This window comes from Acetobacter fallax, assembly GCF_011516735.1.
Classification (GTDB): Bacteria; Pseudomonadota; Alphaproteobacteria; order Acetobacterales; family Acetobacteraceae; genus Acetobacter; species Acetobacter fallax.
Map to the genome: position 1 here is coordinate 29,189 of NZ_WOSX01000030.1, position 14,453 is coordinate 43,641.

Genomic DNA, 14,453 nt, shown 5'->3' on the forward strand with positions numbered 1-14,453 from the left:
TCAGTCGTTGTTCAGATGAAAACGTTCCAGCCGGAATGAAGCCGCTGAAGCCGGAGCCGCATCACCCATCACAATGTCAGCCATCAGCTTACCGGACGCCGGACCGATTCCGAACCCGTGCGCTGAAAACCCTGTCGCGAGGAAGAGACCGGGATACTGCGCCACCGGAGACAGGATCGGCAGAGCGTCCGGCATCACGTCGATGATCCCGGCCCAGGACGCCGCGATCCGGGCGGACCGGAACATCGGCGCATCGTCCCTGAGGTGTTCAAACGTCTCCTTCAGCGTGTCGATGTCAGGCGCGGGATCGCAGGCGCGGAAATCCTCAAAAGGATTGGCGCGTCCAGGCCCGAAGCGTCGGCTTAGCTGCAGTTCACTGAAGAAACTCATTCCGGCGCGGACGCGAAGAAGCTTCTTCTGTTTCAGATAATTCGGCAGATACTGACGAATGAACCGTATGGAATCCGGCGTCACCCATGTAAGCGACGAATTGCGCCGCGCCACAGTGTAGCCTCCGTCCTTCCGGCGGCGCAGACAGTAACGGGTCGAGGCCAGATTAGGCTCGGGTCCGTCCTCCACCGGCGTCGTCCGCAGAACCGACGCCATCACCTTGAGTTGCGGAATAATAATGCCGACCGTACTGCACAGCCAGCGCGACCACGCGCCGGCGGCGATCACGATCCGGTCCGCCGTCACGCGCCCCGTCTCGGTCTCCACAGCCGTCGCTTTTCCACCGGTGATATCGATGCTCCGGACGGCATCACCAGCCACGATGCTGACACCGGCGGCACGCACCTTCTTTTCAAGAAAACGCATGGCCAGATCAGGCTCGATCCCCGCATCGCCAGGAGCGAAGAGCGCGCCCGTCCAGCGTCGGCGGAACTGGGGCAGCAGACGCGCCGTTTCAGCGCTTTCAAGCGCCCGAGTATCAAGGCCACGCCCCGCCGCAAGCCGCAGCCACTCCTGGAGCGCTGCCCACTCCTCATCGTTATCCGCCACGGAAACAAGGCCACATTTCCGGAAGCCGAAATCGCCCTCGACCGCCCATTGTTGCCAGAGGGGACGGCTTGTCAGCGCCAGTTCCAGCTCCGCCATGTCCTGCCCGACCGTGCGCATCCATCCCCAGTTGCGGGTTGACTGCTCATAGGCCGCCTCGCCTTTGTCAAAGACTACGACGGAAAGGCCGCGTTCGCGCAGAAACAGCGCCGTGGAAAGGCCAATAATGCCCGCGCCCGCGATGACGACATCATAATGCTGGCTCATAGTGTGCTGCGACGTCATGGCGTCCGGGCTCCGCGTCTGTTTTCCGGTCTCTCCAGAGAATGCGATATTACCGTATGCCGGGAGGACCTGTGATGGGTTCTGTCAGAGGTTTAGACCGTATTCAGGTATACTGAAAAGAGGAAAAAAGGCGATTCGAATTGATTTGAATTCCAATCCTTCAATATTTTTCATTAAAAAATACGAATATAGATGCACCATCAAAACGATGTAGACAGGAAACGGTTTTTCAGTATACCGTAATGCAACCCACGAGATGAAAACCTTCTCCTCCCGTGGGGATGTCAGATCATTCGGTATACGAAGCGGCGCATCCGCCGTCTTTCTCCACCTCGTAGACAGTGAGGCCTTCATGTCCGGTCCCAGACTCTGCGCTCCTGGTGTTATGATTGCGGCATGCGCGAGCGTCTCCCTGCTCGCACTCCATGCTGCGTCAGCCCGCCCGGCACACGTCCGCCATCCGCAGCATGGCTCCGGCAAGCGCGCTGTACCGCCAGCCGCATCCACCGCCCGCACCGCGCCCGCCACCGCGCTTCCAGCCGCCGCTCACGCCACCTCAATGCAGGGCGGCACCGAAAACATCGCCGTGCACGGGGCCGTCTCCGCGACCGGAATGACCGGCAGAACCCCCGGCGGCGGCCTGATGGCTAAACAGACCTCGCCCTATGCCCGCAACACCATCACGCGCGACTACATCGCCGCCCAGTCCCCGACGACCAACGTGCTGAATCTCGTGCGCAACACGCCCGGCGTCGTCGTCGCCAGTGCCGACCCCACCGGCGCCACGGACCGTATGAGCATCTCCATCCGCGGCATGAACCAGAACGAAATCGGTTACGAGTTCGAAGGCATGAATCCTTCGGACGTGCTCTATTACAGCCCGGCGTCCTCCACATGGGCCGACACGGAGAATATCGGGTCCATCACCATCTCTCCCGGATCACCCGATCTGATGTCTCCCACCTTCAGCGCCGTCGGTGGCCTCATCAGCGCGAAAATGCGCAGCCCGTCCGCAAAGGCTGGCGGCGTCGCCGATTTCACATTCGGCGGCAACGATCTGGAACGCGAATTCATCCGCGCGGAAACAGGCGAGATCGGTCATTCCGGTTTCCGCTCCTACGCCTCGTTCTCCAACACCACCGCCACGAACTGGCGCGGCCCGGGCGGACTCAACCGCTGGCACGTCGATTTCAAAGGCGAGAAGACATGGGGAGACGGAAACAGCATCTCCCCTTTCATGTCCTATAACGATGTCACGGAAAGCCTCTACACGTACCCGACCATGGCGCAGTGGAGGCAATACGGAGATGCCTATAACTACTCAAAAACATTCACCGGATCGAATACGAATTACTACAAATTCCACCAGTACGAGTGGCGGCATGCCCGCGCCAGCCTTCAGACGCATTTTAATCTGGGCCACGGCCTGGAACTGACCGCGACGCCCTATGTCTCCGATGTGGACGGCACTCTGAACGGCGCGACGACGCTCAGCCAGACCGGCAGCTATCTCGGCAACCAGTCAGCCGGAACTCTTCAGTTTCCGTCAGGAACGTCCGGCAGCACTGTCGGGGTCTCGGTCGATCACTTCCGGGAATCGACCTTCGGTTTCAACAGCGCCCTCAGCTGGAAACATCGTCATAACGAACTGTCGCTCGGATACTGGTATTCCTATGTGAACTACACGGAAGATCCCTCCTACTCCCTGCCCGGAACCAACGGACAAGCAGCCAGTCTGTGGGGAAATTACCCCGTTCTCACACAGAACGGCCACAGACTTCTCCAGTGGGACGCGCATGTCATCCAGCAGATCAACGCCCTCACGCTCCAGGACACCTACAAGGCGTTCGGTGACAGGCTGACCATTTCAGCCGGTATCAAAAACGTTATGATGACGCGCGCCGCAACCAACCTGATCCCGGGCGCCACCTACGCAACAGGCTTCAGCGACTTCCAGCCGCTGCCGCGCGTCGCCATCAGCTATCAGATCACGCCGCATGACCAGATTTATATTAATGGCACAACGGCTTTCCGTGAAGCCGCCGCCGTCACACCGTCCATCGATATGTTCAGCGTGGCGACAGGCAAAATGACGAGCAGCCATTCGGGCTATATCAAGCCGGAATATTCCATCGCGGAGGAAGTCGGTTACCGTCATTATGGCGCGTTCAATCTTACCGTCTCTCTGTTCAACTACAATTTCACCAACCGGCAGCTCACCAGCAACGCGCTTGTCAACGGCACGACCATCACCACGTCGCTCAGTGGCGGCGGTCAGACCACGCGTGGCGTCAGTGCCGAATTCAGCCTTCCCGCCTGGCACCATTTCTCACCCTATCTGTCCGGGCAGTATCTCCACGCAACCATGGACAACAACATCGCCGCAGGCGGGGACTATCTCCCGACAAAAGGAAAAACCGCAGTCCTCACACCAAAATTCATGGGCTCGATTGGCCTGTCCTACGATGACGGAAGGGTGTTCGGAAATTTCTCGTTCAATTACATCGATTCCCAGTATACCACCTTCATGAACGACCAGAGCATCCCGGCCTATAAGACAGCCAATGTCAGCATGGGATACCGGTTTCGCGACATCGGTTTTCTCAAACGTCCGCAGATCCAGCTGAACCTCGTCAATGTCGGGGACTCGCATTACCTTTCCGGCGCATGGGGTCTGACGTCAAACGCCGTCGCCACAAAGGGAATCTACGGACACACTATCGCCGCCAGCCAGCCGACCTATATCACCGGAGGAAAATTTTCCGGTATCGTTTCCCTCACAACCGGCTTCTGAGAATGGCCTCACCCCGCGAAATGACGGCCTTTCCACCGGCGACCCGCCGGAAACGCACCATTCTGGCCACGACGCTCGGCGGGGCGCTGGAATGGTATGATCTGCTGCTCTACGGCCTGTTTTCGGTGACGTTCTCCCGGTTATTCTTTTCCACCGGTGAGGGAGGCCCGCTCGCTCTCGCACTGAGCCTTGGCAGCTTTGGCGTCGCGTTCGTCGTGCGGCCACTGGGGGCCGCCTGGCTCGGGTCATGGACTGACCGGCACGGACGGCGAAGCGGGCTTATTCTGTCCTCCGTCCTGATGACTCTGGGAACGGGCGTCGTCGCCCTCATTCCCGGTAGTCAGACCATCGGGCCGCTCGCCCCTGTTCTGCTTGTCCTTTCCCGTATGGTGCAGGGCTTCGCCGCCGGCGGCGAGTTCGGCAGCGCGTCCGCCATGCTGGCTGAACGTGATCCTGCCCGGCGCGGATTTTACTCCAGCCTGCAATGGTCCGCCTCGGGCGTTTCCGTCACTCTGGCCGCCTTCTTCGCCTGGTGCGTCCACCATTTCTTTTCTGACAGTCAGATCGAGGCCGGCGCCTGGCGTCTGCCCTTCCTCTTTGGCCTCGTCATGGGACCGCTCACCACCTGGATGCGTCTGCGCGGCACTGAGTCCGAAGAGTTCGTTTTACGGGAAAATCACCTTCCCATCCGCGAGATTTTCCGAAGTGACAAGAAGCGGATCATCCTCGCCGTCGGCGCTGTCGGTCTGGGAGCCACGGGAAGCGCCCTGAACGTCTATATGCCGACATACGCCCGGACATTCCTGCATCTGTCTGAAACAGGCTCCCTCGCCGGCACAATCGTTTCCGGCGTGCTCTCGATCTTTCTTCCACCGCTCTTCGCCACGCTCGGCGACAGGACGGAACGGCGAAAGATGATGATCATCACCGCCACGACCGGCGGTCTCATCGCGTGGCCGCTCTTTGCGTGGCTGACTGCCGAACCCTCGGCCCTGCACCTGATGCTTGTGCAGTGCGCCTTCATCACCTGCATTTACGGCGCTTACTATTCTTCCGTGCCTGCGCTGATGGCTGATCTCTTCCCTCCCAGAAATCGCGCCAGTTCCATAGCGCTGGCCTACGCCATCAGCCAGCTTCTGTTTGGCGGTTTCACGCCCGTCCTGCTGTCCACACTCACGCAGAATTCCGGTGTTCTCAGCACGCCGGGGCTGTATCTTCTCGCCGTCGCCTCCATCAGCGTCCTGTGCCTCACCCTGGCTGCCCCACTGATGCGGAACCCGCGGGAAAGTAACACATCATGACGCAACCCGCCCTCAAATCCGGGAGCGACGCGGTCAGCCGGGATGGCCCGCGCGGCATGGAACCGCCTTTCCGTGATCAGCCGCATCACGGCTACTGATCTTCCAGGGATATTCCGATGACCAGACGTCGTCTCGCTCTTGGCCTCTCCATGCGTTACCTTGGGTACCACGCTGCCGGCTGGCGCCATCCGCGGGCTAACGCCGCCGGCACGACGTCCTTCGCGCACTACCGCACGGTGGCGCAGGAAGCGGAGGCAGCCGGTTTCGATCTGGTCTTCCTCGCCGATGGCATGGCTGTCCGCGCCCGCGATGAACCGGAGGGCGCTCTCGCGCAGTCTTCGCAGATCGCCGATTTCGAGCCGCTGACGCTCCTTTCCGCTCTCGCCGCCGTCACCAGTCGCATCGGGCTGGTCGCGACAGCCTCGACAACCTATAATCAGCCCTATTCCCTTGCCCGCCAGTACGCATCGCTCGATCTTCTGAGTGACGGGCGCGCCGGCTGGAACGTCGTCACCTCCTGGTCAGACGCTGAAGCACGCAACTTCGGGCTGGAGGCCACTCCGGACTACGGAGCCCGCTACCGCCGCGCCGAAGAATTTGTTGATGTTGTCACAGGTTTATGGGATTCATGGGACGAAGGGGCGCTTCTGCATGACAAGGAAAACGCCCGCTTCCTCGACGCTGCAAAACTGCATGTCCTGAACCATCAGGGCGACGAATTCCGTGTGCGCGGTCCTCTCAGCGTGCCCGGCAGCCCTCAGCGCCGTCCCGTCATCGTGCAGGCCGGCGCTTCGGAAGCCGGCATGAACCTCGCCGCACGCACAGCAGATCTTGTCTACACAGTCCCCCAGTCGAAAGACGCCTCCATCGCCTTCCGCAAGGATCTTCGTGAACGCGCCGCCTCCTTTGGTCGCGATCCGGATACCATCCGGGTGCTGCCCGGCATCGTCCCTTTCACCGGCGCGACTGATCAGGATGCCCGCGCAGGATATGATGAGCTGAACAGCCTCATTCCGGACGAACTTGGTCGCCAGTATTTATACAACCAGATGGGCGATCTTTCCGGTTTTCCGCTGGATGGTCCCGTCCCTCCCCCTCCGGCCGGCGCGGCTGTGGGCAGCATCGCGAAAAATCTTTATGAAATGGCGCAGAGAGAGGGCCTGACTCTCCGCCAGATGGTACACGTCGCCGCCGCTGGTTACGGTGCGCGTGTGATTGTCGGTGCAGGCCATAGCATCGCGGAAGAAATGCTGGACTGGTTTCATTCCGATGCCGCGGATGGATTCAATATCTGCGCACCGCTGCTTCCTGTGGCTATCAGCGATTTTTCCAGACATATCATGCCCGTTCTCGAAAAGTCCGACATCCTGACCGACAGAGCAATTCCAGCCCTCAGAGCAAGACTGGGTCTGCCAGATATAAAAAGTCGCTACTCATAAAGCACACAGACCCGGAGGGACCAAAGAACCGCTGACTGATGTCCTGTCCGCCTGTTTTCAGAGTCAGCGCACGATGAAGGATAGTTCGGTTCCGTGCTGACCGTTCTGCCTTACGGGCGGAGCAGTATTCATTGCCCCGGATTCATTGCCCCCGGGGATCGCTATATGGCCTGCACTGATCCTTTCCGGGAAGAAGATAGCGGGCATGTTGCAGACGATGCTGGCCAGCCCGATCCTCATGGTGGCCCGTTCCATCCCGACGGTCCGGATGAACAGTCCCACCTGTCATTTCTGATCGGCAAAGCCATATTCGACACGCGAGCGGATCGCCGGATATGCCGGGACATGGGCTTGAGATGCGGCTTTTTCCTGTGGACCGTTGAGACAAAACCCTGCTTTTCCATGAAAGCCTCATTCGCCTTTGACCGATACGCCGTATTGCTCCGGTCGGGCAGTCCTTCACGTAGTCTGGCCCCGTCACCTGCCGCGGCATCCGTGGTCTTCCACCTGCGGATCAGCCTGAACGTCCGGTCGATGGAAATATAGGATTTATACCGGAGGGTCCGGCCTTTGACCTGTGTGAGACTGGCTGGCGCAGGACCGGGGGGCTCTGCCCTGGAACCCGGCAAAGGCTCTGTTGTCGTTAAGTGTTGATCTGTGATTTTTCAAAGGGTTAGAAAAAGATCGGGCTCTGCCCGAACCCGGAAGGGGTCGCGGACCCCTTCACCCCGATCTGTTGATCAATAAGCAGGTTTCCAAAGGTCTGTGACCTTTGGTCAGTTCCAGGGCAAAGCCCTGGGAAGGAGCCAGCACTTAATGACAACAGAGCCTTTCCAAACCGTTTTATGATCAGCAAACCGGGATGCAGGGGCCTGCGGTCCCTGCCGGGTCCGGACTGAGCCCGCAGACTCTCATCGACAGGTCGGCCTTCCCGGTCTCCGGCATGGCTTCTGCATACCTTAAAACAGAATATCCGAAATCACTCTTTTATATCACTCCAGAAACGAAGCCCCACATATCCGGCTTCGTTCCTTTCTGCTGTTGACAGTCGGAGATGTGATCCACAACATGTTGCGTGAGCAAAATAAGCATCACCGGCCTCCTGACAGGCGAAGCCCCTGCCTCCGTCTCTCACGCGGCCCGGTGCCCCCCGGCGGCCAGGCGCGATCCACGGCTTTCCCGCATGACTCACCATTGAAGGATCTCATCCGTATGCTTCCGCGTGGCAGCCGTCCTGTTCTCATCGCCTCCCTTCTTTCGGTTCTGCTTTCATCCGCCCGCGCACAGTCGCATCCCGACAATCAGCAGAGCAGTATATGCACTGTGCAGAAACAGACTGACGTACCCGCGAAAATGCGCGACGGGGTCGTCCTGCGAGCAGATATCTATCGCCCCGCGACGGACCGGAAAGTACCGGTCATTCTGATGCGGACACAGTACGGAAAAGAGTCAGCCCAGATGCGACCATCCCGTTTCCAGTCCCCCACATGGTTCGCATCTCACTGCTACATCGTCGTCATCCAGGATATACGCGGCCAGGGACACTCTGAAGGCAGCTTCTATGAATACCGTTATGACCGGGATGACGGTTACGACACGGTGGAATGGGCCGCGCGCCTGCCTGGTTCAAACGGAAAGGTCGGTATGTACGGTTCGTCCTATGTCGGGGCGACACAATGGCTGGCCGCGACCGCAACACCTCCCTCCCTGACCACGATCGTTCCGTCGAACACCGGCTCCGATTATGGAGATGGCTGGACCTACGAAGACGGAGCATTCCGGCTCGCTTTCATCGAACCATGGATGCTGGGCGACATCGCAGCCACGGCCGCGCAAAATCGCGGGGATATGGCGCTCGCGGACAAACTCATGGCAGCGGGCAAAAATCCGGCGAAATGGATGCGTTTCCTTCCCTATGCCAAATTCCCGCCTTTTCGCGTGAACGAAAAAGATGTCGCTCCCTATTTTTATGATGCGATTTCCCATTCGACATCGGACGCTTACTGGAAAGCATTCGATATCAAATCCCGTTACAATACCGTGGCAGTCCCGGTCCTCGCTTTTGACGGATGGTATGACTCATTTCTGAACGGCGCCCTTGAGAACTTCAATGGCGTGCAGCAGAAGGGCAGAACACAGGAAGCGCGACGAAACCAGCGTATCATCATAGGCCCCTGGGACCATATCGGCTGGGGGCGGCCGGATTCCATCGTCAGCCCGCGTCTGAAAGCTATCGGTCCCGTTGCCAACAGCCCGGTCAACGAACTGACGCTCCTGTGGTTTGATCATTTCCTTAAAGGTCAGGACAACGGGGTCCGGACAGGACCACGCGTCGATTATTTCACGATGGGTGAAAACAAATGGCACAGCGCTCCGGCCTGGCCAGTCCCCGGAACACAGTGGACATCCTGGCAACTGGCAAGCGTCACTGACGCATCATCTGTTATGGGCGATGGCGCCCTCGTTTCGGAACATGACGCCATCGCGACGCCGTCCGGACGTCCGCTCACTGCGGTAAGTGACAGTTTCGATTACGATCCTGCCAACCCTGTACCAAGTATCGGCGGCCATTCATGCTGCCACTGGGATGTGGGACCACAGGGACAGTTCGATCAGTCCGGCATCGAACAGAGGCCGGATATTCTCGTCTATACCAGTGCGCCACTCGACAGGCCGCTGAACGTGACCGGACCAGTCACGGTCGAACTCTACGCCTCCACAACAGCAGTCGATACGGACTTTACGGCAAAGCTGGTCGATGTCGCGCCAGACGGGACCGCTATCAACCTCAATAACGGAATCCAGGTCGCCCGCTTCAGAAACTCCCTTGAAAAGCCAGAACCGGTTCAGCCTGGCAAAATCTATAAATACAGAATCAACATCTGGCCCACGAGCAATCTTTTCTTCGCCGGACACAAAATCCGTCTTGAGATTTCCTCCAGCGACTATCCGCAATTCGCTCCCAACTCCAATACCGGCGAACCTTTCGGACAATCCGCGCAGCTGCTCAGGGCAACCCAGACAATCTGGCATGACCGCGCGCACCCTTCGGTTCTGATTCTTCCTGTCATACCCGTCAAAAACGACGGCATAGCATCCTCCCCAAAGCAATAGACAACCTCATGCGGAAGGAACACTCTCAGAAAACCTGTCTGATAACATTATATATCGGACTATTGATTCGATATCAGAATGGACTTCCGAACCGAAAAGGAAATGGAGAACACCGTCGATCCTAGCCCGCATCCTCTCCCTGCCCGGATGCTGATATGGAACCCGCATTGAGAGAAAACAGAAAACATCCGACTCTGACTTTCACCCGGGAAACCTCTGGCGCATCACCAGGACGTCCGCCACATTTCAGATCGAATCAGAAACAAATCCCTCCGTAACTCTCTGGAATCAGCCTCCACCTCAACCGAACCGTACCCGGCACAAACGCAAAAACTCCCCCCACCCACCTGCAGAGACAGCTCCACTATCCAGTCACCATCCAAAGGAACCTGCAATGTCCACTTCGCCGGCAACTGCCATCTTGTCCGGCAACCAGATCCTCGCCACACCCTGAACTGCGTGCACGAAACAATCCGTGATCCGCAGCCCGCAGCACCCCGACCGCTCTGGAAAATAACCGCCGGAAAAGCCTTTGCCCTCAGAGAAGAACCAGATCATCCCGATGGATCAGTTCGTCACGCCCATGCCAGCCAAGAACAGCTTCGAACTCTTCAGAACGCCGACCGGCAACCCTCTGCGCCTCGTCAGCCGTATAGCCGCACAACCCGCGCCCCAGCTCCTCACCATCAGGCCCGATGACCCGCACCAGATCACCACGCTCGAACTCGCCCGTCACACCGACAACACCAGCCGCCAGCAAAGAGCCCCCCTGTGTCAGCGCCCGCGCCGCCCCGGCATCGACAGCAATCTCCCCGGCGGGCGTCAACCCTCCGGCAATCCAGCGCTTCCGTGCCGAACGGCTGTCCGCACCAGGCAGGAACCACGTACACCGCGCCCCGTCACGCAAAGCCGCCAGCGGATGTTCCCGCTTCCCCAGCGCAATCGCCATGGCACAACCTGACCCGGTCGCAATATGCGCCGCCACCAGCTTCGTGCGCATCCCGCCCGAGGAATATCCCGGCGGCGGCGCTCCACCCATGGCATCAATCTCGGCCGTTAGCGTCTCCACCACCGGAATATGCTCAGCAGTAGGATCCGTCCGTGGATCGGCGGTATAAAGCCCATCAATATCCGAAAGCAGAATCAACTGATCCGCATTGATCATCTGAGCCACACGCGCGGCGAGACGATCATTGTCACCAAACCGTATCTCCACCGTCGCCACAGTATCGTTCTCGTTGATAACCGGAATACATCCAAGCCCCAGCAACGTATCAAGCGTTGCCCGCGCATTGAGATACCGCTTGCGATCTTCCGTATCGTCCGGTGTGAGCAGCAACTGCGCCGCCGTCAGACCCCGCTCCGACAGCACCGCGCTCCACGCCTGCGCCAGCCGGATCTGCCCGACAGCCGCCGCTGCCTGCTTCTCCTCCAGACGCAACGCCCGCCGGGTCAGCCCCAGCGAATGCCGCGCCAGAGCAATCGCCCCGGACGAAACCAGCACGACCTCGGTCCCGGCTGCACGCAGCGCGGCAATATCATCGGCAACGCCGGCCAGCCAGCCCTCACGAGGCACCGCCAGCTCAGGATCAACCAGCAGCGCACTGCCAATTTTCACCACAACCCGCCGCGCCGAGGCGAGCTCCGGGATCACGCCCGTCATGCCCCGTCGTCAGCCTGTTGCGTTTCAGCCGCACGCTCCGCCCGCGCTTCAACAACATGCTCAAACAGAGCGCGCAACACTTCAGTAACGCCCTGCCGTGCAACAGCCGAAATCACCATAACCGGAGCACCGGATACCTTCTCCAGCGCCCGTTTTCTCCCGGAAATCTGCTGCGGCGACATCGCATCCGACTTATTCAGCACAATGATCTCAGGCTTGTCTGCAAGCCCACCGCCATACTCCACCAGCTCATTGCGAATGGTCTGCCAGGCCTCCACAACATCGCCTGCAGCCCCGTCAATCAGATGAAGCAGAACCGCACACCGCTCAACATGCCCCAGAAACCGCGTTCCAAGCCCGGTACCCTCATGCGCGCCTTCAATCAGACCCGGAATATCCGCTATCACGAAATCCTCGGTCATCGAAAGACGCACCACGCCCAGTTGCGGGTGAAGTGTCGTAAACGGATAATCCGCAATTTTCGGACGTGCGGCCGAAACGACGGACAGAAATGTCGATTTCCCCGCATTCGGCAGGCCAACAAGACCCACATCGGCAATCAGCTTCAGCCGCAGCCAGATCCAGCGCTCTTCACCTGGCCACCCCTTGTCAGAACGACGCGGGGCCCTGTTCGTGCTGGTCTTGAAGTGAGCATTACCACGCCCGCCATCACCACCACGGCAGAGCGTGATACGCATACCGGCCTTATCAAGATCCGCAAGCAGCGTCTCCCGATCGTCCTCCATGATCTGCGTACCGATCGGGACCTGGATCACTACAGCATCAGCCGCAGCTCCCGTCCGGTCAGAACCGGCACCATTACCACCCTTGCGAGCCCGGAAATGCTGAGTATAGCGAAAATCAATCAGCGTGTTCAGATTAGGAACAGCCTCAAAAACAATGTCGCCGCCCCGGCCTCCGTTACCACCATCAGGACCACCGAACTCGATGTATTTCTCGCGACGAAAGGCCGTAACGCCGTCTCCACCGTCACCCGAGCACACATAAATTTTAGCCTGGTCGAGAAATTTCATCGTCGCTTTCCGGTATCCGCCAGGTCTGAGATGAGCCGGGGATACAAAAAGGGGCCGATCCTGATGGACCGGCCCCTATCCTATACTCTGAACGCGGAATTAATCCGCGGGGGCCGCTTACTCAGCGGCTATTGGCAAAGCGTCGACAGAGACATGCACCCGATTGCCACCACGACGGTGGAAGCGAACGCTGCCATCAGACAGTGCAAACAGGGTGTGGTCACGCCCAACACCAACATTGGTGCCTGCAATCATCTTCGTACCGCGCTGACGTACGATAATGTTGCCTGCAATAACGGCTTCACCACCAAATTTCTTTACACCGAGACGACGGCCTGCGCTATCGCGTCCGTTACGGGATGAACCGCCTGCTTTCTTTTGTGCCATGAGATATGCTCCTGGATTAACTGACTGTGATCGATTTCCTTGTCAGGAAAGATCAGGCAGCCTTGATCTCGCTGATACGCAGAACGGTAACCGGCTGACGGTGGCCATTCTTGCGACGGCTGTTCTGACGACGACGCTTCTTGAAGATAATGATCTTCGGGAGGCGATCCTGAGCAACGACTGTAGCCGTCACCGTTGCGCCGGAAACCAGCGGAGCGCCAATTGTCGTGCCGGACTCACCGCCAACAGCGAGCACTTCGGAGAAGGTGATTGTCGAACCGGCTTCACCTTCGAGCTTCTCGACCTTAAGCACGGAGTTAGGCGTAACACGGTACTGTTTGCCGCCGGTGCGGATAACTGCGAACATACTGTTTTTCCGATCTATCGACCCCTCGCGGCACAGTTGCGCAGGCGAAAGGTCCAGTCGCTTTTTCTCGTTGACCGCACATGCGGCCGGCCCCGCCTATTGATGGCGGAGTGGGGCTTTTACGCGGCGCGCAGCGGCTCAGTCAACCGGAATCGGTATCAAAGCAAAAATCTCTCTTGTGTTGCGACCCGACACTCCCTAAAAGCAGCGCCTGACACCGCAAGGCGTGCGGAGAGGTGCCAGAGTGGTCGATCGGGGCGGTCTCGAAAACCGTTGTGCGTTTTGCGTACCGTGGGTTCGAATCCCACCCTCTCCGCCAGTTGATATATCCCATAGCAGTCTATAGCGTTTCAAGCACAGAAAGACTGGCAGTTTTCTGCCGCTTATGTGCTCTATGACGCGCTGTGATGTTCCTTCAAGCTCATGCATTGTGGGGGTAGATATGGGGGTATCATTTCTGGTGTTGGGGTATCAATGCTGACAGACGTTCAGCTGCGTCGCCTCGCACCCCGAGAGAAGCCATACAAGCTTACCGATACAGGCGGACTGTTCATTCTGGTCCAGAAAAATGGCTCGCGTCTGTGGCGCATGAAGTATCGCTTTGGTGGTCGGGAAAAGCTGCTCGCTTTTGGCGCTTACCCTGGGGTGACGTTTGCAGCGGCCCGCGATGCCCGTGATCAGGCGCGCGCGGAGTTGCGGGCGGGCCGTGATCCATCTGGAGGGTTCTAAAAACCCTCCTTTTTCGATCACAGCAGAGTCATAACTCATTGATATTGCGCATTACACAAAAGCTTGGATAGGGGTTTTTCGAACCCTCCATCTACAATCGGCTCATTGACAACGGCAAGCATGCCAGGCGCGCTATTACCGCGGTCATGCGCAAACTCGTTATCCTTGCCAATGCGTTGTTACGCGATGACCGAACCTGGACCCCAAAAGCAGCTTGATCACAACGGACACTCTAGCAGCCTGTCGGGTTGGGCATTTTGCGGCTGATAACGCCGAGGCTGACCCGGCTTATGCTGTTTGAAGCCGTGCCATTCTTTTGCAGTTGTATGCGAGAGCGACGAGTG

10 protein-coding genes, 1 tRNA gene and 1 pseudogene are annotated in these 14,453 nt (G+C 58.7%); 6 read left to right on the forward strand and 6 right to left on the reverse strand.

Annotated elements, in window-relative coordinates:
* A complete protein-coding gene (locus GOB85_RS13510; RefSeq protein ID WP_173577999.1) occupies positions 1-1,281 on the reverse strand; it encodes an NAD(P)/FAD-dependent oxidoreductase in 1,281 nt (426 codons plus the stop codon).
* A 352-nt stretch (positions 1,282-1,633) separates the two neighbouring features.
* On the opposite strand from GOB85_RS13510, the gene GOB85_RS13515 reads away from it, so the two are divergent.
* The 3 genes from GOB85_RS13515 (at position 1,634) to GOB85_RS13525 (ending at position 6,815) form a co-directional block, all read left to right on the forward strand.
* On the forward strand, positions 1,634-4,075 hold the full coding sequence (locus GOB85_RS13515; RefSeq protein ID WP_173577998.1) for a TonB-dependent receptor: 2,442 nt from the start codon (positions 1,634-1,636) through the stop codon (positions 4,073-4,075).
* 2 nt (positions 4,076-4,077) lie between these two features.
* Entirely contained in the window at positions 4,078-5,376 is a 1,299-nt protein-coding gene (locus tag GOB85_RS13520) for an MFS transporter (protein ID WP_173577997.1), read from the forward strand.
* A 116-nt stretch (positions 5,377-5,492) separates the two neighbouring features.
* A complete protein-coding gene (locus GOB85_RS13525; protein WP_194298783.1) occupies positions 5,493-6,815 on the forward strand; it encodes an LLM class flavin-dependent oxidoreductase in 1,323 nt (440 codons plus the stop codon).
* Between the two features lie 171 nt (positions 6,816-6,986).
* On the opposite strand, the pseudogene GOB85_RS13530 reads toward GOB85_RS13525, so the two are convergent.
* Positions 6,987-7,471 (reverse strand): annotated as a pseudogene (locus tag GOB85_RS13530) (IS5/IS1182 family transposase); the annotation flags it as partial.
* A 538-nt stretch (positions 7,472-8,009) separates the two neighbouring features.
* Between GOB85_RS13530 and GOB85_RS13535 the strand changes: the two are divergent.
* Complete coding sequence (locus GOB85_RS13535) at positions 8,010-9,929, forward strand: CocE/NonD family hydrolase (RefSeq protein ID WP_242011509.1); 1,920 nt, start codon at positions 8,010-8,012, stop codon at positions 9,927-9,929.
* 538 nt (positions 9,930-10,467) lie between these two features.
* Here GOB85_RS13535 and proB read toward each other — a convergent pair.
* The 4 genes from proB to rplU form a co-directional block, all read right to left on the reverse strand.
* Positions 10,468-11,592 carry a glutamate 5-kinase gene (gene proB / locus GOB85_RS13540; RefSeq protein ID WP_173577996.1) on the reverse strand — a complete coding sequence of 375 codons (1,125 nt, stop codon included), beginning with the start codon at positions 11,590-11,592 and terminating at the stop codon, positions 10,468-10,470.
* Positions 11,589-12,626, reverse strand: a complete 1,038-nt coding sequence (gene obgE, locus GOB85_RS13545) for a GTPase ObgE (RefSeq protein WP_173577995.1) — start codon at positions 12,624-12,626, stop codon at positions 11,589-11,591. The genes proB and obgE overlap by 4 nt, the downstream gene beginning before the upstream one ends.
* A 117-nt stretch (positions 12,627-12,743) precedes the next feature.
* Complete coding sequence (gene rpmA / locus GOB85_RS13550) at positions 12,744-13,013, reverse strand: 50S ribosomal protein L27 (RefSeq protein WP_173577994.1); 270 nt, start codon at positions 13,011-13,013, stop codon at positions 12,744-12,746.
* 52 nt (positions 13,014-13,065) lie between these two features.
* Positions 13,066-13,380 (reverse strand): 50S ribosomal protein L21, encoded by a 315-nt coding sequence (gene rplU / locus GOB85_RS13555; RefSeq protein WP_173577993.1) that lies wholly within the window; start codon positions 13,378-13,380, stop codon positions 13,066-13,068.
* A gap of 230 nt (positions 13,381-13,610) precedes the next feature.
* On the opposite strand from rplU, the gene GOB85_RS13560 reads away from it, so the two are divergent.
* Both GOB85_RS13560 and GOB85_RS13565 read left to right on the forward strand, forming a co-directional pair.
* A tRNA-Ser gene (locus GOB85_RS13560) sits at positions 13,611-13,699 on the forward strand.
* Between the two features lie 155 nt (positions 13,700-13,854).
* Positions 13,855-14,109, forward strand: coding sequence for an Arm DNA-binding domain-containing protein (locus GOB85_RS13565; protein WP_173577992.1), 255 nt, complete (start codon positions 13,855-13,857; stop codon positions 14,107-14,109).
* Positions 14,110-14,453: the final 344 nt, after the last annotated feature.

Excerpts from the sequence above, each read along its gene's own strand:
- rpmA (WP_173577994.1), bottom strand. The coding sequence starts at position 13,013 with ATGGCACAAAAGAAAGCAGGCGGTTCATCCCGTAACGGACGCGATAGC.
- proB (WP_173577996.1), bottom strand. The coding sequence starts at position 11,592 with ATGACGGGCGTGATCCCGGAGCTCGCCTCGGCGCGGCGGGTTGTGGTG.
- GOB85_RS13565 (WP_173577992.1), top strand. The coding sequence starts at position 13,855 with ATGCTGACAGACGTTCAGCTGCGTCGCCTCGCACCCCGAGAGAAGCCA.
- obgE (WP_173577995.1), bottom strand. The coding sequence starts at position 12,626 with ATGAAATTTCTCGACCAGGCTAAAATTTATGTGTGCTCGGGTGACGGT.
- GOB85_RS13515 (WP_173577998.1), top strand. The coding sequence starts at position 1,634 with ATGTCCGGTCCCAGACTCTGCGCTCCTGGTGTTATGATTGCGGCATGC.
- GOB85_RS13520 (WP_173577997.1), top strand. The coding sequence starts at position 4,078 with ATGGCCTCACCCCGCGAAATGACGGCCTTTCCACCGGCGACCCGCCGG.
- GOB85_RS13525 (WP_194298783.1), top strand. The coding sequence starts at position 5,493 with ATGACCAGACGTCGTCTCGCTCTTGGCCTCTCCATGCGTTACCTTGGG.
- rplU (WP_173577993.1), bottom strand. The coding sequence starts at position 13,380 with ATGTTCGCAGTTATCCGCACCGGCGGCAAACAGTACCGTGTTACGCCT.
- GOB85_RS13510 (WP_173577999.1), bottom strand. The coding sequence starts at position 1,281 with ATGACGTCGCAGCACACTATGAGCCAGCATTATGATGTCGTCATCGCG.